Origin of the sequence: Paraburkholderia sediminicola, assembly GCF_046026895.1 — a bacterium.
GTDB classification, from domain to species: Bacteria; Pseudomonadota; Gammaproteobacteria; order Burkholderiales; family Burkholderiaceae; genus Paraburkholderia; species Paraburkholderia sediminicola_C.
Window position 1 is genome coordinate 35,103 of the sequence record NZ_JAQQEU010000018.1, and the last position, 24,945, is coordinate 60,047.

Below are 24,945 nucleotides of genomic sequence, written 5' to 3' on the forward strand. Positions count from 1 at the left end.
GCAGGTTCCCCGCTTGACTTTAGTTGTCGCTCAAATGTGCCGCTGCATCCTTCACGCGCGCGACATCCGCATGAGTGGCACGCGCCAGGCGAGTGCCATAGTCGGCATCAGCCTTATAGAAGTACGAGAGCATCGCGTACTTGTTCGCGTCGTTGGTCACGCGACCCAGGTCGCCCGACAGCGCTGTGATCAGATCTGTCTTGTCGGTATCGGACAGCGTCCGGTAGTACTCGCCGGCCTGACGGAAGTCGAGCGTTTTGTGAATCGCTCTTTGCTGGGTCGTCCCCTTCAACGGCGTCTGCACGGACTTGTACATGTCCTGTTGCGCGATTTCGCCGGTTCCGGATGGCTCGTAGTTCACTTCGCCCTTCCGATCTCCCCCATTCATGAGGCCGTCCTGGTTGTTGTTGGAAACCGGGACGATCGGACGGTTGATCGGCAACTGGTTGTAGTTCGGGCCTAGGCGATACATCTGTGTGTCGGCATAGGCGAACAGGCGGCCCTGCAACATCCGGTCTTCTGAAGGCTCAATGCCCGGCACGAGGCGCGACGGTGCGAACGCCGATTCTTCCGTGGACTCGAAATAGTTATCCGGAATGCGGTTGAGCGTCATCGTGCCCACCTTCTGCTCGGGGATGGAGGATGGCCATGTCTTCGTGTCATCCAGCGGATCGAAATCGAACTTGTCCAGATCCTTCGGCGAGAGCACCTGGATGTAAAGGTCCCACTGCGGATACGAATGCGCCTTGACCGAGTTGTACAGGTCGTCGGTCATCAGATTCCAGTCGGCGCCGATCGAATGCGCGATATCCTGCGGGTGGATGGTCTGGATACCTTGACGGCTCTTCCAGTGAAACTTCACGTAGTGAACTTCGCCTTTCGCATTGACGAACTTGAAGGCGTGCACACCGTAGCCGTCCATGTGGCGATACGAATCCGGCATGCCCTCGTCCGTGTAGAGGTGCGTGAGCATGTTGGTTGCTTCGGGCGAATGGGCGAAAAAGTCGAACGCCAGATTCGGATCCTGCACGCCGGTCACTGCCGATGGTTTGTTCGCGTGCACGAAGTCAGGAAACTTGATGGCGTCGCGAATGAAGAAGACCGGCCAGTTGATGCCGACCATGTCCCAGTTCCCTTGCTGCGTGTAGAACTTGATAGCGAAACCGCGCGGGTCTCGTGCCTGCTCGGGCGAACCGCGATAGCCCATCACTGTCGAGAATCGAACGAAGACCGGGGTCTTCGTTCCAGGCGTGAACACCTGGGCAGAGGTCAGGGAACTAATGTCTGTAGTCGGCACGAACTCGCCGAAGATACCTGTGCCACGTGCATGCACGACGCGCTCGGGTATGCGCTCCCGGTCGAAGCGCTGCAGTTTCTCGATGAGATGAGAGTCCTGCAAAAGAACCGGACCTTCAGGGCCCGCGGTCTGCGAGTTCTGGTTGTCGCCGACCGGCGACCCGCTATCCTGAGTCATACCCGCCGCATGCGCCGGTTGAACGAGCGCAATTGCTGAGACGATCGAGAAAAGGCTTGCAGCAATCTGTGTCTTGCGTACTTTCATTTCGTATTCCTGGTTCAGTGGGGGAGCAAAGGAATACTATGGCTCAGGCGCTCTGTTATCCAATCTCTTTTTCCTATGATTTCAATAGGCGCAGAATTACATTGGTAAATGAAAGAAATTAGAGAAGCGAAATCACAATGAATATGCGTTGCTCTGGAGGGCAATTGGGAAATGCAGCGGTGTATGCCGGATGACAGTGAGATGTTGGGCAGCTATCGATGTATCGCGCAGCTCAGAACGACACGATTTCATTGAGTATTTTTGCGCATATATTGATGAGCATCTTTTAATTTTATTAAAGCTATAGAACGAATTTACATTGTTCCGTATATCGAATTAATTGGGCTTTATAGTTGTGTAAAACAGATTGTCGGCCACGCTAGAAATAGCCCCGAAGCGCCGCCTTCACTCGACGAACTGAAAATCTGGTCGAACGCTTCGTCTGTCGCATCACGCAGTTCCATCGCACCGCCGCCACACGGCACGACAAAACTCGGTGAACGCCTTTTGTCATTCGTTGCGCTCGCCGCTTCGTTCATCTGGATCTGCCAATTGCCAATACGCTCTAGCCGCGCCCAACGAATGGCATGTTGCTCGCCATGATCGTCATATTCAGAACGTTGGCGCTCAAGGGCAGGTTGGCGATGTAACGGACCGCTTCTGCAACGTGTTTCACATCGAACATCGGTTCCGGCGCGATGGTTCCATTGGCCTGCCGTACGCCGCGCGTCATGCGTTCGGACAGGTCCGTTAGCGCATTGCCAATGTCGATCTGACTGCAGACGATGTTGAACTCGCGGCCATCGAGCGCGATACTCTTCGTGAGTCCAAGCACTGCGTGCTTGCTAGCCGTGTAGGGGGAAGTGAAGGGGCGTGGCGTATGTGCCGAGATCGACCCGTTGTTGATAATCCGGCCCCCTTGCGGTGATTGCTTTCTCATCAATCCAAACGCGGCGCGAGCGCAGAGGAACACACCGGTCACATTGGTATTGATGAGATTTGTCCACGTCTCGACGGGTAGCTCGTCCATCGGCACAGCGGGCGCATTGACTCCCGCGTTGTTGAACAGAACGTCGAGTCTTCCGTAGGTGCGCTCAATGGTGCCGAAAAGGGCCTCGACGCTTGCTGCATCACGAACGTCGGTCACGACTGCCAGTGCTTCCTGGCCCGCGGCTTTTGCTGTCGCCACGAGATCGGCGAGCGGCTCGGCACGGCGGCCAGCTAGCACGACGCAGAAGCCGTCCGCGAGAAGCGCCGTCGCAGTGGCTCGGCCAATGCCGCTGCCTGCGCCCGTAACGAGCGCGATCCTTTTGGTGCTTGATTCAGTCATGTTGTCCTCGTGAAGAGAGAAGCTGGAAGGTCCAGGTGCTTTGCTCGCCTCGGACCGGAGGCGAGCAAAGCACCGGCTTTCGCGGCACATACCCAGTTCGCCGGCGTCTTCATCGATATCGAAAGCGACGCGCCGGTACCGAGCACAAGGATGATCTTATCTTTTAGCGGGCGTTCCGTCTTTTATCGCTCGAAGAACGGGTTGCCTCGTTACTGTTGCGGGTCAGCAGAACCATCTCCGGGTTCCGCAATGGCATCGATTTCCACAAGCACGCCGTTGAGCGCGCATCCGATGGTGGTCCGTACGGGGGCAGCGGTGCCCATCACTTCGGCATAGGCAGCGTTGAAGCGCTGGAAATCGCCCATATCCGACAGATATGCCTGGACGCGGACCAGTCGACTGAAATCGGTGCCGGCGTCTTGCAGCACAAGGCGCAAGTTATTGAGCACGGCGGCGGTTTGCTCTTCGATCGTTTCGCCGAGAATGTTCCGCCCGGAATCTCGCGGGACTTGGCCCGCCACGAAAATCAGCCCGCCGGCGCGACGCCAGAGGCTGTAGTGACCGCCCAGGGACGGTTGCTTGTTTGATTCGATCATTTTCAATTTTAGGCCTCAAGAATATCTCGACAGGGGTCCGCGCTTGCTCGCCTCGTGACAGTCATCGGGTCAAGGGTACGACAGAGCGCTCGTTCCCGAGCTGATCCCGGTACTCCCACCGACCGTCGAGGGCACGAACGAGCGCGTTGCTATACAGGTAGGCCGTAGTGCACGTGTGCTCCGGAACCAGCAACAGCCGGTCGCCGGCGTTGAGCGTGTCGTTGCGGATGACGGTGTGCTCTTCGTTCATCATCACGATTTCGCCGACGCCCTGAAAGCGTTGTGCCTGTGGCTTGTCCGGGGAGATCGCCTTGCTGCCGGCATCCAGTGTGGACGTGCCATTGCGCGTCGACACGACCGTCGTCAAGACAAATCCGGCAGCAATCCAGTCGTGGTGCGCGAGCTCTCGCAGGTGCTGGGCGTTCGAATAGACCCAGGTCCCCGGCGACACATGAGACATCGCAGAGCGCGGCCATAGGTCGAACGTATAGCTGCAGCCTCCGACTACATCCACATCGATGCCGTCCCGGCGCAAGGTCGACTGCAGCGCATCGAGTGTTTCGGCAAGCTTGCTCACTTTGACCTGGCGCTCTGCAAACGCGCCCCGAATGTGGCCATCGTAGAGATGCCAGCCTGCAAGCCGGCCGAGCCCGGCGACCGCACCTGCGAGCGCCAGTGCGCTCTCGTCCATCGGGACTCCCGTGCGCCCCATCCCGGGGTCGAGATCGATACGCAGGTTGACCGAGCGCGGGGCGCCTTCCAGCAGCCCGGTCCACACGTTCAGTCCATGCAGGGAATCGACAAGCCCCGTGAGTTCGGCGTCTGGATAAGCTTTGGCCAGTTCGACGAAACGGCCGATGTTCTGCGGATTGACGGTTGGAAATGCCCAGGTGACGCGTGTGGCGCCCGCCGCCAGTGCCATTTCGACTTCGGCGAGCGTACTGGCCTTGAACGCGCCGACGCCATGCGCCAGCAACAAGCGAACGAGCCACGCCGCGCGGTGAGTCTTCACGTGCGGCATCAGACGCTCGACGCCACCGCACGCGTTTGCGGTGACCGCCAGATTGTGCAGGACGCGGTCTTCCGCCACCACGAAGCAAGGTGTTGCGACCGGCGGCGCCAGGTCCGGGGTAATTGGGCTGATCATGTTGGATGTTGTCATAGGGTGATCGGTTACGACGCATCCGTGCCGGGCGGCTGCTGCACCGCCCGGCGCGGCTTTCGAAACGGAAAAGGTTGATTAATGACGCAGGTCGGAGAGGAATGCCTGCGCGCGCGGATGCACGGGCGAGCTGAAGAAGGTTTGCGGGTCGGCTACCTCAAGGATCTCGCCGCGATCCATAAACCAGACGCTGTCGCTCACCTCACGCGCAAACCCCATTTCGTGGGTCACGCACATCATGGTCATGCCGTCTCTCGCCAGCGACTTCATGACGTTGAGCACTTCGCCGACCATCTCCGGATCGAGCGCGCTGGTCGGTTCGTCGAAGAGCATGACTGGCGGCTCCATGGCCAACGCGCGCGCAATGGCGACGCGCTGTTGCTGTCCGCCCGACAACTGCTGCGGGTATGCGTTCGCCTTGCTCGCCAGTCCTACACGGTCGAGCAACGTCAACGCCTGTTGCTTCGCATCCACGCGGCTTTTGCCGGCCGCCTTCAGCGGCGCCAGGCATATGTTGTCGAGTACCGACAGATGAGGAAACAGGTTGAACTGCTGAAACACAAAGCCGACACGGCTGCGAAACCGGTTGAGGTTCAAGGAAGCCTGATGGATGCTCGTACCGTCGACCGTGATCTCGCCGCCCTGAATCTCCTCCAGGCGGTTGACGGTACGGATCAGCGTGGATTTGCCCGACCCCGAAGGGCCGCACACGACCACTACCTCGCCTCGTTTCACTTCTGCAGTTACGTCGACGAGTGCTCGATACTCGCCATACCACTTGTTAACTTTGGAGAACTGAATCATTGATGACGCTCCTGACATCTGGCATTTTTCCTGCGGCACGCCGGCGCGCGATGCGCCGTTCGATGACGTGCGCGCATCGGGTGAGCGCGTAGCACACCACGAAGTAGGTCAGCGCGAGAATCGCGAAAACCTGAAACGGTTGTGTAAGGAGACTGGCGTTGATTTGCTGGGCGGAAAACGTCAGTTCCTGGACGCTGATCACATAGCCGATCGACGTGTCCTTCACCGTCGATACGCATTGGCTGAGAATGCTGGGCAGCATGTTGTAGAGTGCCTGCGGCAGGATCACGTGGCGCATCGTCGCGCCATAACCCAGTCCGAGCGAGCGTGCGGACTCGGTCTGTCCTTTGGGTGTCGCCTCGATGCCCGCGCGGAAAATCTCGCATAAATAGGCCGCCTGATAGATCACCAGCGTGACCACGAGCGTCGTGAACGCGCTCACCAAGTGGCCGATCAATCCAGGCACCAGGAAATAACTCCAGAACACCAGCATCACGAGCGGCACGCCGCGCACGATGTAGATGAGCGCGGCCGAGGGCACGCTGAGCGCCTTGTACGGCGAAACCCGGCACAACGCGAGCAGTACGCCAAGCGGGAAGGCAAAGGCAAGACCGGCCAGCGAGAGGATCAACGTGAGTGCAAGTCCGCCGACCGGGCCATCGGGATATTGCCCCAGCAGGAGGAAATGCGAGTCGCGGATCAGTATGTCGAGCATGGTTCATTTCGCCGCGATACGGGTGCGCCGTGTAATGGCTGCGCCTGCACCCATCAAGCTCAAAGAAATCGCCAGATAGACGACCGTTCCAATGAGATATATTTCGAAGGTTCTAAAGGTCTGGTTCTCGATGTCGCGCACCGTGTACGTCAACTCGGCAACCCCGATTGCCATTGCCAGGCTGGTGTTCTTGAAGAGCACCACCGTGTGGTTGATGAAAGGCGGCATGGCAATGCGAAAGCTTTGCGGCAGGATCACGTATCGCATTGACTTGGCGTAGCTCAGACCCAGCGAGCGAGCTGCCTCATGTTGACCATGCGGCACCGCGCGCAAGCCGCTGCGAATATCCTCGGCGTAGTACGCGGCCATGCACAGGCCGAGCGCAAGCGAAGCGAAGATGAATTCACCACTGTGCGCGTTGATCCACGTCTGCGCGCTGTCCGGCAGCAGCGTCGGGAATCCGAAGTACCACAGGAACATCTGCGCGAGCATGGGCACGTTTTGATGGTACGCAACGTAGCCGGCAATGAGCCTCTCGACCAACGGATTACCCATCGTGCGCAGCGTCGCCAGCACCGTGCCGAGTGAGACCGCGAGCAGCCAGCTCGTCAGCGTGAGCAGGGCAGTGTATTGCAATCCCCACACGAGATGCTGCAGGTTCGGAGCCGCAAAGATGCTCGAGAAGTTGAGATGCGCCAGCATGCGTAGTCCTTATTGCAGGGGCAGTGTCGAGATCAGCCCTGGACCGGCCCGGACTTGAAGTCGCGGTGCATCTGATAGATAGTCCTGGCTCCCAGCCACTTGTCGAAAATCTGCTGCGATTCGCCGGATTTCTCCATTCCGTCGAGCGCGTTGTTGACCGCGTCGAGCAATGCGGGCTCGCCCTTCTTGATACCGAGCCCCCAATGTTCGAGACCGACCGGCGGCGACAGCGCCTCGACATGAACGTTAGTGCCGAGTTTGGCGGCGAAGCGGTGCATGATCGGCTCGGAGACCACAAAGCCATTGGCCTTGCCCTGCACCATGGCGAGGAACGCGGACGGCGCGTCGTCATAACTCACGAGCTGCACGCTCGGCATGACCTGACCCATGATCGCGATGTTGCTCGATCCTTTGATCGTACTGACGCGTTTGCCGTCGAGATCGTCCCGTACTTTGAACGGGCCGCCGCTTTTGACCGCGATGACCTGCCTCGCGACGTAATACTGGTGGGTGAAGTCGAGCTGTCCGGCGCGTGCCGCCGAGTAGCCGAGCACCGCGGCGAGCACGTCGATACGGCCTTGCAGCAGTTCGGGAATGCGCGCTTCCATCGACACCACCTGCAACACGGGCTTGACGCCCAGCGCTTTCGCGACGCCCTTGCAGTAGTCCACGTCGTATCCGACTATGTCGCGCGAGGCAGGGTCCTGGTATCCGAATGGCTCGAAATTAGCCAATACCCCGCACACCAGCGTTCCGCGCGCCTTGATGTCCGCGAGCTGGTCGGCACGTGCAGTACCCGCCAGCAGGGCTAATGTAAGTCCAAGCAATCCTGCGGTAAGTTTATTGGGCGAGTTCATGCAATCTCCGTAGACAGGATGCTTCGAAACGCAGCCGCGAGCGCCCTCAAGGTGCCCGGTCAGCATTGCGGGGACTTGGAGCACGTATTCTTGGTGGAAACAAATACAGAATAAAGAGATATTTGTGCATAATTCTTCATTCCATAATGTGATGAATTCAGAGGTGACAGCGTGGCGCGTCAGTTCACTTTTCTGCAGCTCGAAGCGTTGGTTGCGATTGCGGACATGGGTTCGTTCGAAGCTGCCGGGCGCAAGCTCGGTAGCGTCCAGTCTGGCGTGTCGCGCCACGTTCGCGAACTGGAGAGTCAATTCCCGAGGCCGCTGTTCGACCGTGCTTCGCGATCGGCGCGGCTGACCGTCGATGGCCTCGAAGTGCTCGCGCAAGCGCGCACGATTCTTCAGCAACGCGACGTCTTGCTGAGCCAGTATGCGAGCGAGAAAGTACTGCGGCGCTCGTTGAGGTTGGGGATGACCGAGCTTGCCGCGCTCACCTGGCTGCCTGCTTTCATCGAAGCCCTGCGATCCACCTACCCGCTGGTGGATGTCGAGCTGGAAGTGGGCGGGGTCGCCGCGGAACTTTACGAAAAGCTCAGGCTGGCGCAGCTGGATCTGGCAATCTTGCCCGACGCGCCGCGCTGGACGGACATGCTGAGATTTCCGCTCGCCACCGTGCGTAACGGCTGGTATTGCAGTCCCGCGTTCAAGCTGAAGCGGCGCAGGTTGGCCGTGTCAGAGCTTGGCCAGTTGACGCTGCTGTCCCAGGCCGCGGACTCGGCCGCCGGACATGTCATGAGCACATGGCTTGAGCGCAACAGCGTGCAACCGCGCAACATCATGACCTGCAACAGCTTTTCCGCGCTTGGCGGCATGGCGAGTGCCGGACTGGGCGTCGCCTGTCTGCCGCATGCGATTGCCGGCGAACTCGTCACGCTCGGCAGGTTGCGGGAGATCCACGTGACACCGGTGATGCCGCCGGTGCGATATGTCGCCGTCGCGCGGCACGACTCATTGACGCCTTTTCACCGCAGGGTCATCGCGCTCGCGCGTGCGACATGCGACTACGGGACGCGCTATCAGGATGCCGACGTGCGCGAATCACGGGGCACTCAGGAGCAATAGTGCGATGCTGAGCGTAAAACAGATCGAAACGTTTTACTGGGTAGCGAAGCTCGGCACGGTACAGCGGGCAGCCGACAAGCTTCATATCACCCAGTCGGCCGCGACCAAGCGCCTGCAGGATGTCGAGTCGAAGTCCGCGGCACCTCTGTTCGAAGAGGGAGGTAAGAAAGCAAGGCTGTCCGCGAAAGGACACGAGATGTTGACGCTGTGCGAGAGCTTGCTGGAGAGCATCGGGCGGCTACAGGCCTATCCGGACGCTGACCGGCACATGGCCCGTGTGCTGCATGTCGGACTGACGGAGCTCGTTGCGCTGACGTGGTTTGCGGCGTTTTTGAAGGAGATGCACGAACTTTATCCGAGTCTCATTCTGCGACCCTACGTCGATATGTCCGGGCCGCTGCAAGAGCAGGTGATCGACGGACGCCTCGACCTGGCGATCCTGCCCGAGCCGGAGCTACCCGCATTCGTCGATCGGATAGCGCTAGGCAGTGCCGGGTTCGCCTGGTTTTGCCGCCCCGGCCAGTTCGACAGCCAGCGCGCGGTGTCGCTGCGCGAACTGGGCACGGTCCCTGTGATCGAGCAGATCCCGCTCTCCATCGTGACTATCCTGAGTTCGAGGGCCTTCGAGAGTGCGGGTGTCGATCCCGAGCGTATTTGCGGCGGCAACAATGCCGTCGCAGTGGGCGGCCTGGTGGCGGCCGGCGTGGGCGTAAGCTTGCTGCCGGTCGATCTCTTCAGGCAGCAAATCCAGAACGGGCTGATGCAGATCGTGATGACTGAACCGGCCGTACCGGCGGTCCGCTACGATGCAATTTTCCTGAAACAGTCACATTCTGCGTTGGGTCACATGGTCGCCGATGTTGCGCGGCGCTGCTGCAAGTTCAGCTCGGACGCTTAAGAGCGGACCGAGCGTTAAGCGCAATCAGCTGCATCGAGCCATCGCGGATGTCGGTGCATCGTCCAATGAGCGCCATGGCCGGATTTAACGTCTTCAATTGCTTCTGTTGTCGAGAGAATGCGTTGCGGGCGAAGATCCGGACATCCACGAGGCGGAGGTCGCGACACTACGGTTCTACACGGACAAGGTATTGCTCAAAGCGAATTCGCTCAAGCTTCTCATATGGGCTCCGTGTGGCGCGACCAGGGTCCGCGGAAACAGGCAGACGGGCGATTTCACATACATATTCTGATTGCGGCAGGGCACGCCGGCGTAGTCGACTACTGTGCCATCCGATGTCTGTCGGTTTCGGGTGGAATAGCGCGATTGCGACTGCGTCGCGCAACCGGCCAGCACGATCGCAACCGCAAGAATTGTACAAAGTCGTTTCATGATCTGTTTTATCGCGGTTGGTTTGACGCGAACGTCGAGACGAGTGAATCGGACCGATTCCACCAGCCGCCGCCCACGGCCTCGAACAATGCTGCCGTATCCGCCAGTCTGGCGGCCCTTGCCTGTATCGACGCAATGCGTGCCATTTGCCAGGTCTGCTGCGCGCTCAGCACTGACAGATAGGACGCTTCGCCTGAGCGCAGCTTTTCACGTTGGATAGCCACGCTGCGCGAGGCAGCCTGCTCCGCATTGACGGCCGCCTGCAACGTCTTGGCGTCCGCCTGCACGCTCTGCAATACATCGGCGACGTTCTGAAATGCGTTGATCACGGTCGAGCGGTATTGGGCGCTGGCCTGATCGAATGCCGCCTGCGCCGCGCGCTGGCGATGCAGCAACGCTCCACCCTGGAAGAGCGGCTGGGCGATCTTCCCGACAACGGTGAAGAACTGGTTGTATGGCGTAAATGCGTTCGCGATGGCACTGGGCGAAGTTCCCAACGCCGCCGTTAGCGATATTTGCGGCAACCGACTGGCGATTGCGACACCCACCTGCGCGCTGGCAGCATGCAATGCCGCAGACGCAGCGAGAATGTCGGGCCGGTGCTCCACGAGGGTCGATGGCAGGCTGAGGGGAAGATCATCAGGCAGGCGTAACGAAGACAGGTCGAAGTCGGCCGCGACGTCCTCGTTCGGAAAGCCGCCCATCAGGGCGATCAACGCGTCGCGCTGCAGCGCCAATTGTTTCTCGAGCGGTGGTATCGCGATCTGCGACTGCGCAAGCACGGCTTGCTGTTGCACGACGTCCGCCTCGGCCACTTCACCGAGCATGTTTTCACGCCGAAGGATGTCGAGGAGTTCGACATTGGCCTGGATCACCTCCTGCTGCGCCGCGATCTGCCCGCGCAGCGAAGCAACGTTGAACGCTGCAAGCGCGAGATTGCTACTCAAGGTCAGATAAGCCGCTTCCAGTTCGAAACGCTGATTGTCGGCTTGCGCGGCTGTCGATTCGATCATGCGGCGATTCAAGCCGAATGCATCAAGGGAATACGAAACGGTCAGCTCGCCCGTGTAGAGTGAGTAAATGCGCTGGTTGTTCGCGGCGACGGGAGCAAGGCTCGCCGTGGACGTTGCGTTTCTGCTGCCCGATGCGTCGACGCCGATGCTCGGAAAGAGCGTCCCTCTCTGGCTCAGCACGTTCTCACGGGCCACGGCAAGCGCGGACTGTGCGGCAGCAATGGTTGGGCTTGCCTTGAACGCGCGGTCGATCATCGCGTTGAGCTCGGGCGACTGGAACAGCGTCCACCATTGGCCCGGAATATCGTCGCCAACAGCGAACTGCTGCGCTCCTCCCACTGCGCCGGGGGACGCTGCGGTCTTCGACGGCAGCGGAGCATGCGTGTACCCCGCGCCGCTCGGGGCGGCCGGCTGCCTGAAGTCAGGACCTACCGCGCAGGCCGCCAGCAGTAGCGGCAGCAACAGGGCGGATGAACGTTTTAGGTCAATCACGGTAGAGTATCCTTCCATCATTCTGCGAATTGCGTTTCGCGCTCGTGCAGCTGGGCAAGACGCGACGTGTCTTTGCGGCGATCGAACCACGGATAAACGGTCGGCAAAACCAGCAGCGTTAGCAAGGTTGCCGACACAAGGCCACCGATAACGACAGTCGCTAGCGGACGCTGGACTTCCGCACCCGAGCTCATCGAGAAGGCCATGGGCAGAAAGCCGAGGCTGGCTACGGTCGCCGTCATGAGCACAGGCCTCAGCCGGGCCGCGGCAGCCTGTTTCGCAGCCATGACGGCACTCAGGCCGCGAGCCCGCATCTCGACGATGCTGCTGACCAGCACGACTCCGTTGAGCACGGCAATACCGAAGAGCGCGATAAAGCCGACCGCAGCGGAAATACTGAACGGCAGCCCTCGTATCCAGAGGGCGAAAATGCCGCCGATCGCTGCAAACGGAACGTTGCAGAAGATGAGCGCTGCAAGGCCGGCATTGCCGAACATCAGGTAGAGCAGCGCGAAGATCACGACAAGCGAGATGGGCACCACGACGTAAAGGCGCGCCATCGCGTCCTGCAGGTTCTTGAAGCTGCCACCCCACGACACGGTGTACCCAGGCGGGAACTTGACCTGCGTCTCGACCGCATGTTGTGCAGCGAGGACGAAGCCGGCGAGGTCGCGGCCGCGCACGTTGGCCTGAACGAGGGTGACGCGCCTGCCTTCCTTGCGCTCGATGCTCGACGGCCCCGGCTCCATGCGAATGTCCGCCACCTCCGACAGCGGCACGGCACGGCCATCGCCATTGCTGATGCGTAGCGCACTGATGCGCGCCACATCGTCGCGATCCTTTGGTTGCAGGCGGACCCGGATATCGAACTGACCTTCACCGTCGACAACCGTCCCGACATTGCGACCGCCCAACGACTGCACGACATCGAGCACCTGGCTCGCATTCAGTCCGTACCGGGCCACCGCGTCGCGCTTGACGATGACACGCAGGTAAGGCTGGCCAGTCGTCTGCTGCGCCGCGACGTCTGCCGCACCCGGCACCCGCGAGATCACAGCCGCAACCCGTTCGGCAGTATCGTGCAGTGTTTGCAGATCGTTCCCGTGAATCTCCACGGCAACATCGGCCTGGACGCCCGCGATGATGTCGTCCATGCGCATCTGGATCGGTTGGGCCCAATCGAGCGTCAGGCCTGGGACGGCGCGATCCAACGCCGCGGAGTACCTGGTGACGAGCCCGTCCTGGGTTTGCGCCGTCTTCCACTCGGATTGTGGCTTCAGCATGATGAAGGTGTCGCTTTGTTCCACGCCCATCGGGTCGGTCGGAATCTCCGAGCTGCCGCCTAGCGTGACAGCGGACTGCACTTCGGGAAAGCGCATCAGCGTGCGTTCGACCATGGTTTGCGCCTCTACCGCGGACGGCACGGATATGCCGGGCAGCTTCGTCGTCGTGACGGTTAGCGCCCCCTCGTCGAGGCGCGGCAAAAATTCGGCGCCCAGCCTCGTGGCGGCGAAGGCCGCGACCGCGAGCAACACGACGGCGAGTCCCATCGTCAGCGCAGGCTGTTGCGCGGCACGCGCGAGAATCGGCTCATAGCGCAGGCGCACCCAGTGAAGGAGGCGGCTCTCGCGCTCTGCGACCTTGCCGCGCAGCAACAGGCTAGCGAGCACCGGCATGACCGTCAGCGTGAGGACGAGCGAGGCGAGTAGCGCGAAGATAACGGTCATCGCCATCGGCCGGAACATTTTCCCTTCAACACCTTGAAGGCTCAGTATCGGAAGGTAGACGGCCGTGATGATGAGGACCGCGAACGTCACAGGCCGGGAGACTTCTTTTGCTGCCTCCAGCACGAGCGGGCGTAACGGCCGACTGGGCGCTTCGGCGCGCCGCCGCACGACGTTTTCGATCATCACCACCGCACCGTCGACAAGCAGGCCGAAATCGATCGCGCCGAGACTCATCAGATTGCCCGATAGTCCCGTAGCGTACATGGCGATGACGGCGACGAGCATCGACAGCGGAATCGCCATTGCGACGATCAGCCCTGCGCGCGCATTCCCGAGCAGCAAAAGCAGCACCGCGATGACCAGCACGGCACCTTCGACCATGTTGTGAGCGACCGTATGCAGCACCCGGTCCATCAGATCCGCGCGGTTATAGTAGGGCGTAACCTCGACGCCGGGCGGCAGCGTCTGGTTGATTTCCTTGATCGCGTCCTGTACGCGCTGTGCGACGACGCGCGTGTTTTGCCCGATGCCCATCAGCACGACGCCGACGACGGCTTCGCCTTTGCCGTCACGCGTGACCGCGCCGAGCCGAGGCATTGGCGCTTCGTCGACATGCGCCACGTCATGAACGTAAAGCGGTGTGCCGCCCGCAGCGGTACGCAGCACGATGTTGCCGATGTCGGTTGTGTTACGCAGCAATCCCTCGCCGCGGATGATCGATTCTCCGCCGTTGTGTTCGATTGTCGCGCCGCCTGTTGCGCCGTTATTCATCTGCACCGCATTGAAGATGTCGCCGACCGACAGGCCGTAACGCATGAGCGCATTGTCGTCGACCTGCACTTCGTAGGTCTTCAGGAGGCCGCCGTTCACATTCACGTTGACCACGCCTTGCACCTGGCGCAGCCTTGGTGCGATCTGCCAGTCGAGCAGGGTGCGCAACGTCATCAGCGACTGCCCGTGGCCACGCACCTGAAACTGATAGATCTCGCTAAGGCCATCCGACAGCGGCCCCATCTGCGGGGCGGTCGTGCCGGGCGGAAGCTGTATGGTCTGCAACCGCTCACTGATCAGATTGCGGTCGAGGTACAGGTTCGTAGCGTCGGCGAATCGCACGTAAATCACAGAGAGACCGTAACGCGAGATCGAGCGCAGGCTCTGCATGCCTGGCAGACCCTGCAGTGCGAGTTCGACAGGCGCGGTGATCGAGCGCTCGACATCGACTGGCGCGAGGCCGGGCGCCTGAGTCGTCACCAGCACCTGCTGCGGCGAGATGTCCGGCTCCGCATCGAAGGGCAACCGTTGCATGCTGTAGAGCCCGGCGACCGTCAGCACGGCAACGAGAATTAACACGGCGGCGCGATTTTTCAGTGCCGCCTCGACAAGTTTGGTAATCATGGGCGTGCGCTCGCGGATCAGCCTTCGTCGGGAATGGTGCTCTTCATGAGCGCAGCCTTCAGCCAGTAGCTGCCGTCGGCGACGACGGACGTGCCGGCCGACAGGCCACTGAGAATCTGCGTCATGCCGTCGGCGACGTAGCCGGTGCGAACGGCGCGCCACGTGAACCGGCCGTTGCCGGAAGGGATGAATACGGCTGGCTGTCCATTCACGTCCTGGAGCGCCGCGTCGGGCACAAGCGTCGCGTTCCGACCGAGCGACGCTTGGATCTCGACGGTGCCGAACATATTTGCGCGGAGTGCGCCGTCGCCGTTAGGCAGCTCGCAGCGGACCGCTACTGTGCCGGTGTTGGTGTCGACCTGGTCGGCAACATCGATTACGCGGCCGGTGAACTGTCGATCGCTATACGCATCGAGGTGGACAAGCACCGTCTGACCGGGGCGTACTTCTGCGGCATCGCGTTCAGGGACGTTGGCTTGCACCCACATCGTCGAAAGATCGGCCAGCGTCACAATCGGCGACGACATGTCGACGATGTTGCCGGCGGCCGTGCCCACGCTGCTGATCACGCCGTCGAACGGCGCGACGAGCGCACCCAGCGAATCGCCCGGACTCAGTCGGGCTAGCGTGGCCGTTCCATTGCTTCGGCTCGCCGGGGCACCGATCGGCATCAGGCGTTGCTGCATGCCTTGCCACTTCTGCAGGTCCGCTTGCCGCGACTTCAGCATGGCCTGTGCATTGACCGCAGCGGCACGGCGGCGGTCGAGCTCGCTCTGCGCGATACCGCCGCCGGTGACGAGCTCGGTGCCGCGCTGCAGTGCTGCATTGGCCGCATCGGCTGCAGCCTTCGCGTCCGCCACTGCGGCGGACGCACTTGCGACCTGACTCCGCACGTCGCTCAAGTCGAACTCGTCCAGCGTAGCGAGCCGTTGCGCCGCGCGTACATGATCGCCCGCGGCAACCTCGACAGCAACGATCCTTGCCTTTGAAGGAGAGCCTAGCTGCGCGAGCCGCTTCGCGTTGAATGCGACAACACCGGTAGCGGCAATGGTATGCACGCCGGGCCGAAGCTCCGCTTTCGCGAACTGCAATTTGACGTTCGCGAGCGCCTCGGGCGACAGGTCCACGGTATTGGGCAGAGGCGGAGCCTGATCGACTGCCGTGGCTGGCGGCGCTGACCCGGTAGCCGCGGGGGAAGTCCGCGAGTGAAGGGAAAACAAGGCACCGCAAAGAACGAGGATGCCCGCTGCACCGACAGACAACTGCAGACGCTTGCGATAGCGGATGTTCACGAAAGCTCTCGATGTTTGAACAAACGTTGGGACTCCGAGGGATCGCGACGGCTTCCCTGAGAGCTGGAGAGCGTATTTTCGTGTTGCGCGTCTGATTGCGAGGTGGCGGGGAAATGTCATTTCTGACATCTTGGGAAGGCAGGCGCAGATTGCACCGTTGGCTTGCGGACGCAAGGGGGGCGCAGCGTGAGCCAAGGCGCGCCATCTTGAGCGGATCAGCTAACGGAACTCTGCGAGGAAAGAATGCCGCGCGATTGCGCGGCACGCGACTCAGGGTGTCACTCGGTAACGGAAGGAAAGTAAAGCGTGAAGGTCGTCAAGCCGGCGCGGCTCACGACGTCGACCCGGCCACGATGCAACTCCATGATCGATCGCACGATGGCGAGGCCGAGTCCCATGTTCTTCGCCGACCCTTGCCGCGCGGAATTGACTCGATAAAAGCGGTCGAAGATCTTGTCGATATGCTCGGGCGGGATGGTCTGGCCGGTGTTCGTGACTTCCACGGCGACGTACTCGTCAGACTGGTAGGCACGCAGCGCGATCTTCGATGCGGCGTCAGCATGCGCAAGCGCGTTCGATACCAGGTTGCTGAGGGCGCGTCGAAGCATCGACGGATCGGCGCGAACCTGGACCGCGCCGTCGATGGCGAAATGAACGCCCTTGTTCTCGGCCACGCCTTCAAAGTACGAAGTGAGCCTTGCGAACTCCTCATGGCAATCGAGTACGGCCAGCCGCAGCAGTTCCTTTGAATGGTCCGCTCGCGCGAGGAACAGCATGGTCTCGATCATCCGTTGAAGGCGCTGGCATTCTTCGATGTTCGAGTCGATCAGCGCTTCGTACTCCTCGGTGGATCGCTCACGCGAAAGAGTGATTTCCGATGCGCTGATCATGTTGGCGAGCGGAGTGCGCATATCGTGCGCCAGATCGGACGAGAACTGCGAGAGTTGCGCAAATGCACGTTGAAGCCTGTCGAGCATCCGGTTCACCGGACCCGCGATGTCATGGAGTTCGACGGGGCCACAGCCAATATCGAGGCGCTCACCAAGATTGTGGGCTTCAATGCGCGAAATTCGTTGGCCGATGGTTTTGACCGGCGACAATCCCCGCTTTGCGATGGCGTAGCCAAGCAGACCCATCAGCGCGGAACCACCGAGGAGCACGAGCCATACATCGCCTTGATAATCGCGAAGGACGGAGTAGCGTTCCTTCGCTTCATGGGCGAGCAGCACGCGTATCGATTCACCTGAACGCAACGTTTCGTCGCCGAATACGCAGCGAGAAGGCCCGATGGACGGGGGAGAGCATGAATAAGTCTGTTGTTCTGCCGGATTGCCCGACCCAATCGACCGCAAGGGCTGCTCCCCACGGCTCAAGTCGGCCAATACTCTTCCTTGACCATCCAGTATGGCGAATGAGATCGCGGGATGCGCGAGCAATGCCTCGCGAAACACGCCGCTATTTTTGCCGATCGCCTCTGCCGAGCCGTATCCGCGAGCGGCCGCCAGAAACCCGCCGAGCTGGACCGAAATCTCACTGTCGTCGCGGTCCATGAGTTGGCTCGACAGCGAATGATAGAGAAGGGCGCCGGCCAGCGAGAGCACCAGTACGGCGACGACGGTAAAAGCGACACTCAGACGCCTGAGCAGCGAGTACGCTCCGTCCGCGGCAGTCATGGCCGCTCTTCCATCACATAGCCCATGCCACGGACCGTATGGAGCAGTTTCTTCTCGAATGGGTTGTCGATCTTTGCGCGCAGACGCCTGACAGCCACTTCAACGACGTTCGTATCGCTGTCGAAGTTCATGTCCCAGACGTGTGACGTGACGACTGCGCGCGTGACCACTTCGCCCTGCCTCTCGGCGAGGAGTTTCACGAGCGTGAATTCCTGCGCGGTCAGGTCGATGCGGACGTCACCGCGCCGCACACGGCGCCTGAGGAGGTCGATTTCCATATCGCCGATACGCAGCACAGGGTCGACCGATTGCGTGGGTCTGCGCAGCACCGCGCGAATCCGCGCAAGAAATTCGGAGTAGACGAACGGCTTGGCCAAGTAATCGTCCGCCCCCCATTCAAGTCCGGCGACTTTGTCTTCGATCGCATCGCGCGCCGTCAGGAGGAGCACGGGTGTACGTTTTTTCGCTCGTAAGCGCTTGAGCACCTCGAACCCGTCGATGCCCGGGAGCATGACGTCGAGTACGATGAGATCGTAGTCTTCATGGAGCGCGAGGAACAAACCGTCGTTGCCATCGTTAGAGACATCGACGGTGAAGCTTGCCTCCATTAGGCCTTTGCGAAGGTACGAGGCCATCTTCGGTTCGTCTTCGACGATCAGGATACGCATGATGAAAACCCTTTCGCACAGCAAGTCGTGCATTCAATGCGGATAGTACATTACGCTAATTGCATCTGCGCAGCGTATCGCGTTGAGACAGAGTCAATTGGGTTATTGGAACGCCTCGGCAGTGCTCTTCGAAACGGCGGACAGGTAATTGTAAAAAAACTTCCTTGCGTCAAGATGGACCGGAAATGACAAAAAAGTCATGAATCGGAACACTTATCCGGTCATGGCTGCGAGCGCAGCGGGATCTGCCGGCTCTCGTGTTCGGCGAACGTCCGCGTCTCATGGATGCAAGGAACGATTGGCGGCTGACTCCCGGCGTCCAAATCCAGACATGACATCGATGTAATGTGAGTGTCAGCAGACGTCCACTTTCGCTATGCAAAATAACCGTTGCTCACTCCCGTTGCGGCGAGGCAGGAGATCAATGGTTTCGATCACTGCTGGAAGCCGACCAAACCCACATTCATGAGGTAATTCACGATGAAGTCGTATTTATATGCTGCCCTGGTTACGGGGCTGCTCGCACTCCCGACCGCCTCCTTCGCTCAGGACGCGAGTGTGTCAGTGACGCGTGCCGACGTGCAGTCGGACCTGATCAAGTTGGAACAGGCCGGCTACCGGCCGAGCAAACTGAACTATCCCGCTGATATCCAGACGGCGGAGGCCCGTCTCAACGCGCATGACGTGATGCCACCGAGCAACACCGATATGGGTGGCGTGTTGAGTGGCTCTTCGCAGGTGGGCGCGCCCATGACGATCGCGGACGACCACTCGATCTATTCCCATCACTGATACTGATCGTCATTGCACGCGGTGACCATCAGGCTGCTAATGCCTGTCTTCTTTCTGGCCTACGTTAATCGGTTTGATCAAGTTATGTGGAAGACACGAGCCGGTAGGAGAACCAGGCTCAGTTCGGCAATGTGGTTGCCGAACTGAAAGCGCCGGAGAACGTACGTACCTTTCGTGCACATCCGATAGTCGCGTCAGCGGCGGCGATGTTGATCCGGTCGGTTGCCTTTTGACAGCCATTTTTTTTGGGCTGGCGTACCCGCGCGCTTCTTTGAGCTTGCCATATTCCGTCTTGCAGGAACCGGCGCACGTCTCCTGCAGAGCAACACGCCGGAAGGCCGGCGTGTTGCTACGATCACACGAAAGTGAAGATCTGCTCGCGCGGCAGGCGCGACTTCGGTAGCTTCGCGTTGAAATCCTGGTCGCTGCGACGGCCGAAAGCCGCCAGCACGACGCTCGTCAGCCCACGTTCGCGCAGCCCAAGCTCGACGTCCAGCGCGCGCGAATCGAAGCCTTCCATCGGCGTCGCGTCGATGCCGAGCACGGCCGCGCTGACGAGCAGTCCTCCCAGGGCGAGATACACTTGCTTCTCCATCCACTGGGGCACGTCGCGCAATTCGTAGCGGTGCATGTCCACATACGTGCGGCGCGTCTTATCCTGCATGCTCTTTGCTCCGTCGATCTGGAACCGGCCATCGTCGCCTTCCTGTTCGAGGAGAGCGTCGAGGTGGCCCGCATCCATATCCGTGCGCATGCACAGTGCGATCACGTGCGAGGCATTCGTCACTTTCGGTTCGTTGTACGCGTAGGCGCCTTGCGTTGCCTTGGCCATGCGCGAACGGCCCTCCGGCGTCGACGCGACAACAAAGTGCCAAGGCTGGGAGTTGACCGACGAAGGACTGTAGTGAAGCGCGGCGAGCAGGGCATCGACCGATGCTTGCGGCAATGAATGACCCGGCTCGAATGCTTTGACAGTGTGACGGGTTTGCACTGCGTCAATCAAATTCATGGCGATATCTTCTTATGGAGATGACAGGTAATCGAAACAGAAAGTCACTGGCGACTCAAAACCCTTCGAGAACAATCTTGCCGCGCGCACGATTGCTCTCGATGAGCGCGTGCGCGCGCCGCAGGTTCTCGGCGCTGATCGCCCCGAAATGCGTGCCGAGTGTCGTACGCAGCGTGCCCGCATCGATCAGCGCGGCGATGCGCTCGAGGATCTCGTGCTGGCGGACCATATCCGGCGTCTCGAACAAAGACCGCGTAAACATGAGTTCCCAGTGCAGCGAGATCGCCTTCAACTTGAGCGGCGTCGCGTCGAGCGTTTTCGGATCGTCGATGATGCCAAGCTTGCCTTGTGGTGCGAGCACATCGACGATCTGCGGATAGTGCGCCTCGGTATGCGTAAGGCTCGCGACATAGCGCACCTGCGCAACGCCGATCCGGCTCAGCTCGTCCTTCAGCGGGCGCGTGTGATCGATGACGTCGTGCGCGCCCAGATCACGAACCCATTCTTCTGTCTGCGGCCGGGATGCCGTGGCGATCACGCGCAGCTTCGTCAATTGCCGCGCGAGCTGAGTGAGAATCGAGCCGACGCCGCCGGCCGCGCCGATGATCAGGAGCGCGTCACCGTCGCCCCCACCCTCGGCGACGCAGAGGCGATCGAAGAGCAGCTCCCAGGCGGTGACTGACGTAAGCGGCAAAGCGGCGGCGTGCGCGTCATCGAGCGTGGCGGGTTGATGACCGGCGATGCGCTCGTCGACCACGCCGTACTCGGCATAGGCGCCGGGGCGGGCGATGGAGCCCGCGTAGAACACATCGTCGCCGGCCTTGAACAGCGTGACGGCCGCACCGACGGCCTCGACCGTTCCGGCGGCATCCCATCCGAGCAGGCGCGGCGTGTCGCCGAGCATCCCCGCACGGACTTTGGTGTCGACGGGGTTCACGGCGATGGCGCGAATCTTCACGAGCAGATCGCGCGGGCCCGGCTCGGGCTTGGGCAATTCCGTTTCGTAGAGTGCGCGCGGATCTTCGATCGGCAGGCCGTGCTGGTCGTAAACAATGGCTTTCATCTGTGTTGCTCGCGTGGTATTCAAGAGCGGGCCGCAGCGGCGGCTCGGGCGCTGCTTTAATGATGCGTTGCGCAAGCAGTTCGAAAAACGGGGAAAATCGAATAATACTTTCACTATAGGAATGAAAATGATCCGGTTCGACGACCTGGCGCTGTTCGTGCGCACCGCCGCGCTAGGCAGCTTCTCGAACGCCGCCCGCGAAGCGGACCTGCTGCCGGGCCAGGTGAGCGCCGCAATTTTGCGGCTCGAGCGCGAGCTCGACGTTCGATTGTTCGCGCGCTCGACGCGCAGCCTGCGGCTTACTGCTCAAGGCGACGAATATCTGCCGTACGCTATGCAGGTGCTCGCGACATTGCAGGAGGGGCGGGAGTGTCTGCATGGCGCAGCGGATACGTTGCAGGGGCTTTTGCAGATCGCGGCGCCATCGGATCTCGGCCGCAATGTTCTGCTGCCCTGGATCACTGCGTTTCGCGAGGCGCATCCGAAGCTGTTGGTGCGGCTCTTTCTGTCCGATCAGCTGACCGACATGTTTCGCGATCCGGTCGAGATCGCCATCCGCTACGGCCGCGCCGATAACGCGAGCTACGTCGCGCTGCCGCTTGCCAGCGACAACCGGCGTGTGCTCGTCGCGTCGCCCGCTTATCTGCAACGGCACGGCCGGCCGCGCACGCTGGACGAACTGGCGGAACATCAGTGCCTGCTCTATGTCCTGGGCGGTCGCGTCTACGACAAATGGGTGTTCCCCGTGGAGGGCGAACTCCGCCAGGTCGCCGTCGCCGGGTCGCTCTTTTGCGACGACGCGGACGTGGTACGGCGCTGGGCGGTCGAGGGCCAGGGTATCGCCTACAAATCGTGGCTCGACGTGTGCGCGGACGTGCGGGCGGGCCGGCTCGAAGTGCTGCTGCCCGAGCAGCCCGGCGAGGCGGCGCCGCTGAATCTGATCTGCGCGCATCGCAAGCAGTTTCTTCCCGCGATCCGACAACTGCATGAAGTGCTGAAGGAGAGGGTATCCGTGCTTACAGCGCTATTGCCGACTTATGGGGCTCAAATCGTCTCTCACTATGACTGTCATGAAGAGTAATTCAAACAGCGGCCTGGTCTATTCCACCGATGGCGGGCGGACGTGTCCCGAATGCCGGCGCGTGCTCGCAGAATGTGTCTGCAAGGCGGCCGCCAGGACACCACCAGCAGGCGATGGCATAGTGCGGGTGAGTCGCGAAACCAGGGGCCGGGGTGGCAAGAGTGTGACGCTGGTTAAAGGGCTCGCGCTCGATTCTCTTGCGTTGGCCTCGCTAGGCAAGCAATTGCGCGCGGCCTGCGGTTCGGGTGGGACGGTCAAGAATGGCGTGATTGAAGTGCAGGGTGACCATTGCGAGCGGGTCGTCGAAGCGTTGAAAAAGTACGGTTACAGCGCGAAGCGGGCCGGAGGCTGATCGCTTCAACAATCGGCGGTGGTATGAGTTCAGTGGACGGCGTGCGGCTATGAAGCCGGCGCAGGGCGCGTTGTACAGCGATGGCGTTGCACAGCTCGACGCCAGGCGCATGCTGTACATGCGGTTGACACCTTGGGCGCGGGCGATGGGTTCATTGACTCATTCGTTGCGGCGCTTGTCTCAGGCAAACCGTTCAAGTATGAAATCGACTAACGTCGCTTCAAAGATGGATCGGACTGCGATACAAAGATCGCTGCGTGGTGACTACATGGCACACGATGAGCCAAAGGCATGCACTCGCCATACACATAGTACGGTTCTGATTGAAGGTCGAGGTTCATCGCTGTACGGCTACTGCACCACAAGGTGGACGCGAACGTCTTGATGGCTCTCGACTGGCTTGCCGTTCTCGGTGGCGGGGAAGAAACGCCAGTTGTGCAGTGAGGCGAGAAGCAACTGGTTCAGTCGCGGCTGTTGTGTCGGCTGCAGGAGTTCGACGTCGACGGAGCCGTCCGGGTGAATCGTAAAGCGTGCAAGCGCAATGGCGTGATACGCGGCTTCGCGCAAGTCGTCCGGGATTTCCGGCAGTGGCTGCGTGATTGGGCGCGCGCCAATATGGCCGCTGCCGCTGGGGGCGAGGTCGGTCGTTGCCGATGAACGATTGACGGCGCTGCCCAAAGGCATGTCCGAGGCTGGCGCCGCGGGCGCCGGAGATGGCATAGCGGAAGGAGCCGCAACGGGCGAGGGTGCAGGGGGCGGCACCACACGCGCGGCAGCAGGCCGGGCCGCCGCCAACGCCGGCGCGGCCGCGTGCTGGGAGGTTGCGTGATGCACCGGCGGTATCTGGGGCGCAACGTTCGCCGGCGCAGCCCGCGCCGGCGTGCTTGTGGCCGGCGGCGGGGGCTCTATTTCGACGAGTTGCGCGTCGAGATTCGGCGGCGAAGGCGGCGTGATCTCAGGCGTCACGAGCAGTCCGCCGATGAGCACGAGCGCTGCGCACCACAACCCGAACGCGATGGCCACCGCAACGACGATGCGTGGTTTCGGCTCGTCCAGCAAGGACCTGTTGCTGAGGCGGCCCACGTTACTCATGATGAACGGCGATCAGGAAGTGCTGCACGCCGGCTTTCCGTGCTTCGAGCAGCGCCTTGACGACCACGCCGTGCGACGCGGTGTCGTCGGCGGCAACCACGAGGTTGCCGTCGGGTTTCAGCAACGGCCGCAGTTCGCCCGCTAGCGCCGCGAGCGGCACTGGTTGCCGGTTGACGAAGATAGCATTGGCGCGCGTCACGGTGAGGGTTAGCGGCGTGTCCAGATTGAGCCGTTGTGCCTGGCCGCCCGGCAAGTCGATCTTGATCGAATCAAGCCGCTGCATCGAAAGAGATGCGAGCATGAACGTCGCCAGCAAAAAAAACATCACGTCGATCATTGGGATGATTTCGATCTTCCCGCGCCGAGCCTGTCTTGAGCGTTTCAGTTTCACGTGCGCAGTCCTTGCGTATGCTCACGGGCGAGCCGCAACTGCACGGACCCTTCCGCGGGCTCCCGGTCGACCCGCCGTTGCGCCGCTTCTTCCGGATCTTCCTGGTCAAGTCGGAGCTGCCCGATCAGCCGTGTGCCGACCCGCTCGAAGTGATCGAGCAGCTCGCCGACCCGCCGGGAAAAATAATTGAACGCGAAGAGCGCGACAAGAGCGATCAGCAGGCCGATCGCGGTCGCGATGAGCGCTTGCGCGACACCGCCCGTCACACCGGTCGGGTTCACCACGCCCTGTCCGCCGATCAGCTTGAACGAGTGCATCATGCCGATGATCGTACCGAGCAGTCCGAGCAAAGGGGCAGCCGTCACGATGGTTTCGAGCAGCCACAGCCCCCGGTTCAGCGCGCGCTCGATATGCTGCGCGGCAGTCTCGGCACGTGACTCGATCCACCAGATCGGCGCATGGCCGCCGTCGAGAATCGGCGCGGCGAAGCTGCGCAGCGCATGGCGCTCGGGCAGCGCCGCGATCTGTGCGCGTGTCTGCGCGAAATCGACCACGGGAGCCTCGATCAGTTGGTCGATGCGGGCTGGAATTCGTGCGAACCGGTGCAGCGAATAGGCCTTGTCGAGGATGATCGCAAGGCCGGCCACCGCGAGGACGGTCAACGGGTAGATGACCCATCCGCCCAGGCGCACAGCGAGAAACAGTTCGGAAAAATCGTTCATGGTGTCG

23 protein-coding genes are annotated in these 24,945 nt (G+C 61.1%); 5 read left to right on the forward strand and 18 right to left on the reverse strand.

The window, feature by feature from the left end:
- Positions 1-19: 19 nt before the first annotated feature.
- The 8 genes from PQR02_RS15195 to PQR02_RS15230 all read right to left on the reverse strand — a co-directional run bounded on the left by PQR02_RS15195 (position 20) and on the right by PQR02_RS15230 (position 7,727).
- The gene (locus PQR02_RS15195) at positions 20-1,474 is read right to left on the reverse strand and encodes a catalase (protein WP_408232195.1); all 1,455 of its coding nucleotides are present in this window, start codon (positions 1,472-1,474) and stop codon (positions 20-22) included.
- Between the two features lie 652 nt (positions 1,475-2,126).
- Positions 2,127-2,891, reverse strand: a complete 765-nt coding sequence (locus PQR02_RS15200; protein WP_408232198.1) for an SDR family oxidoreductase — start codon at positions 2,889-2,891, stop codon at positions 2,127-2,129.
- A 209-nt stretch (positions 2,892-3,100) separates the two neighbouring features.
- The gene (locus PQR02_RS15205) at positions 3,101-3,487 is read right to left on the reverse strand and encodes a RidA family protein (RefSeq protein WP_408232201.1); all 387 of its coding nucleotides are present in this window, start codon (positions 3,485-3,487) and stop codon (positions 3,101-3,103) included.
- A 61-nt stretch (positions 3,488-3,548) separates the two neighbouring features.
- Complete coding sequence (locus tag PQR02_RS15210) at positions 3,549-4,649, reverse strand: alanine racemase (RefSeq protein WP_408231999.1); 1,101 nt, start codon at positions 4,647-4,649, stop codon at positions 3,549-3,551.
- A 78-nt stretch (positions 4,650-4,727) separates the two neighbouring features.
- On the reverse strand, positions 4,728-5,453 hold the full coding sequence (locus PQR02_RS15215; protein WP_408232002.1) for an amino acid ABC transporter ATP-binding protein: 726 nt from the start codon (positions 5,451-5,453) through the stop codon (positions 4,728-4,730).
- Entirely contained in the window at positions 5,431-6,168 is a 738-nt protein-coding gene (locus PQR02_RS15220; RefSeq protein WP_408232005.1) for an amino acid ABC transporter permease, read from the reverse strand. The genes PQR02_RS15215 and PQR02_RS15220 overlap by 23 nt, the downstream gene beginning before the upstream one ends.
- 3 nt (positions 6,169-6,171) lie before the next feature.
- Positions 6,172-6,870 carry an amino acid ABC transporter permease gene (locus PQR02_RS15225; RefSeq protein ID WP_408232008.1) on the reverse strand — a complete coding sequence of 233 codons (699 nt, stop codon included), beginning with the start codon at positions 6,868-6,870 and terminating at the stop codon, positions 6,172-6,174.
- A 32-nt stretch (positions 6,871-6,902) separates the two neighbouring features.
- Complete coding sequence (locus PQR02_RS15230) at positions 6,903-7,727, reverse strand: ABC transporter substrate-binding protein (RefSeq protein WP_408232011.1); 825 nt, start codon at positions 7,725-7,727, stop codon at positions 6,903-6,905.
- A gap of 171 nt (positions 7,728-7,898) precedes the next feature.
- On the opposite strand from PQR02_RS15230, the gene PQR02_RS15235 reads away from it, so the two are divergent.
- Positions 7,899-8,846, forward strand: coding sequence for a LysR family transcriptional regulator (locus PQR02_RS15235; RefSeq protein ID WP_408232014.1), 948 nt, complete (start codon positions 7,899-7,901; stop codon positions 8,844-8,846).
- 4 nt (positions 8,847-8,850) lie between these two features.
- On the forward strand, positions 8,851-9,744 hold the full coding sequence (locus PQR02_RS15240) for a LysR family transcriptional regulator (RefSeq protein ID WP_408232018.1): 894 nt from the start codon (positions 8,851-8,853) through the stop codon (positions 9,742-9,744).
- Positions 9,745-10,184: 440 nt separating this feature from the next.
- On the opposite strand, the gene PQR02_RS15245 is transcribed toward PQR02_RS15240, so the two are convergent.
- The 5 genes from PQR02_RS15245 to PQR02_RS15265 form a co-directional block, all read right to left on the reverse strand.
- The gene (locus tag PQR02_RS15245; protein WP_408232021.1) at positions 10,185-11,681 is read right to left on the reverse strand and encodes an efflux transporter outer membrane subunit; all 1,497 of its coding nucleotides are present in this window, start codon (positions 11,679-11,681) and stop codon (positions 10,185-10,187) included.
- A 17-nt stretch (positions 11,682-11,698) separates the two neighbouring features.
- Positions 11,699-14,803: an efflux RND transporter permease subunit gene (locus PQR02_RS15250; protein ID WP_408232024.1), complete on the reverse strand. Its 3,105-nt coding sequence runs from the start codon at positions 14,801-14,803 to the stop codon at positions 11,699-11,701.
- A 17-nt stretch (positions 14,804-14,820) separates the two neighbouring features.
- Positions 14,821-16,095: an efflux RND transporter periplasmic adaptor subunit gene (locus PQR02_RS15255; RefSeq protein ID WP_408232028.1), complete on the reverse strand. Its 1,275-nt coding sequence runs from the start codon at positions 16,093-16,095 to the stop codon at positions 14,821-14,823.
- Between the two features lie 278 nt (positions 16,096-16,373).
- Entirely contained in the window at positions 16,374-17,768 is a 1,395-nt protein-coding gene (locus tag PQR02_RS15260) for a heavy metal sensor histidine kinase (protein ID WP_408232031.1), read from the reverse strand.
- A complete protein-coding gene (locus PQR02_RS15265) occupies positions 17,765-18,436 on the reverse strand; it encodes a heavy metal response regulator transcription factor (RefSeq protein WP_408232034.1) in 672 nt (223 codons plus the stop codon). The genes PQR02_RS15260 and PQR02_RS15265 overlap by 4 nt, the downstream gene beginning before the upstream one ends.
- Before the next feature lie 480 nt (positions 18,437-18,916).
- Between PQR02_RS15265 and PQR02_RS15270 the strand changes: the two genes are divergently transcribed.
- On the forward strand, positions 18,917-19,228 hold the full coding sequence (locus tag PQR02_RS15270; protein WP_408232037.1) for a DUF4148 domain-containing protein: 312 nt from the start codon (positions 18,917-18,919) through the stop codon (positions 19,226-19,228).
- A gap of 355 nt (positions 19,229-19,583) precedes the next feature.
- On the opposite strand, the gene nfsB is transcribed toward PQR02_RS15270, so the two are convergent.
- Together nfsB and PQR02_RS15280 are read right to left on the reverse strand one after the other, a co-directional pair.
- Entirely contained in the window at positions 19,584-20,237 is a 654-nt protein-coding gene (nfsB, locus tag PQR02_RS15275) for an oxygen-insensitive NAD(P)H nitroreductase (protein WP_408232040.1), read from the reverse strand.
- 55 nt (positions 20,238-20,292) lie between these two features.
- A complete protein-coding gene (locus PQR02_RS15280; protein WP_408232043.1) occupies positions 20,293-21,300 on the reverse strand; it encodes a zinc-binding alcohol dehydrogenase family protein in 1,008 nt (335 codons plus the stop codon).
- Positions 21,301-21,427: 127 nt separating this feature from the next.
- On the opposite strand from PQR02_RS15280, the gene PQR02_RS15285 reads away from it, so the two are divergent.
- Complete coding sequence (locus PQR02_RS15285; protein WP_408232046.1) at positions 21,428-22,381, forward strand: LysR family transcriptional regulator; 954 nt, start codon at positions 21,428-21,430, stop codon at positions 22,379-22,381.
- The gene (locus PQR02_RS15290) at positions 22,371-22,733 is read left to right on the forward strand and encodes a translation initiation factor Sui1 (RefSeq protein ID WP_408232049.1); all 363 of its coding nucleotides are present in this window, start codon (positions 22,371-22,373) and stop codon (positions 22,731-22,733) included. Before PQR02_RS15285 ends, PQR02_RS15290 begins: the two co-directional genes overlap by 11 nt.
- Before the next feature lie 351 nt (positions 22,734-23,084).
- Here PQR02_RS15290 and PQR02_RS15295 read toward each other — a convergent pair whose 3' ends face one another.
- From PQR02_RS15295 to PQR02_RS15305, 3 genes are read right to left on the reverse strand one after another with little or no spacing between them, the layout of a single operon-like run.
- The gene (locus PQR02_RS15295; protein WP_408232052.1) at positions 23,085-23,825 is read right to left on the reverse strand and encodes an energy transducer TonB; all 741 of its coding nucleotides are present in this window, start codon (positions 23,823-23,825) and stop codon (positions 23,085-23,087) included.
- Positions 23,818-24,216 (reverse strand): ExbD/TolR family protein, encoded by a 399-nt coding sequence (locus PQR02_RS15300; protein WP_408232056.1) that lies wholly within the window; start codon positions 24,214-24,216, stop codon positions 23,818-23,820. The genes PQR02_RS15295 and PQR02_RS15300 overlap by 8 nt, the downstream gene beginning before the upstream one ends.
- Positions 24,213-24,938, reverse strand: coding sequence for a MotA/TolQ/ExbB proton channel family protein (locus PQR02_RS15305; RefSeq protein ID WP_408232059.1), 726 nt, complete (start codon positions 24,936-24,938; stop codon positions 24,213-24,215). Before PQR02_RS15305 ends, PQR02_RS15300 begins: the two co-directional genes overlap by 4 nt.
- Positions 24,939-24,945 lie beyond the last annotated feature (7 nt).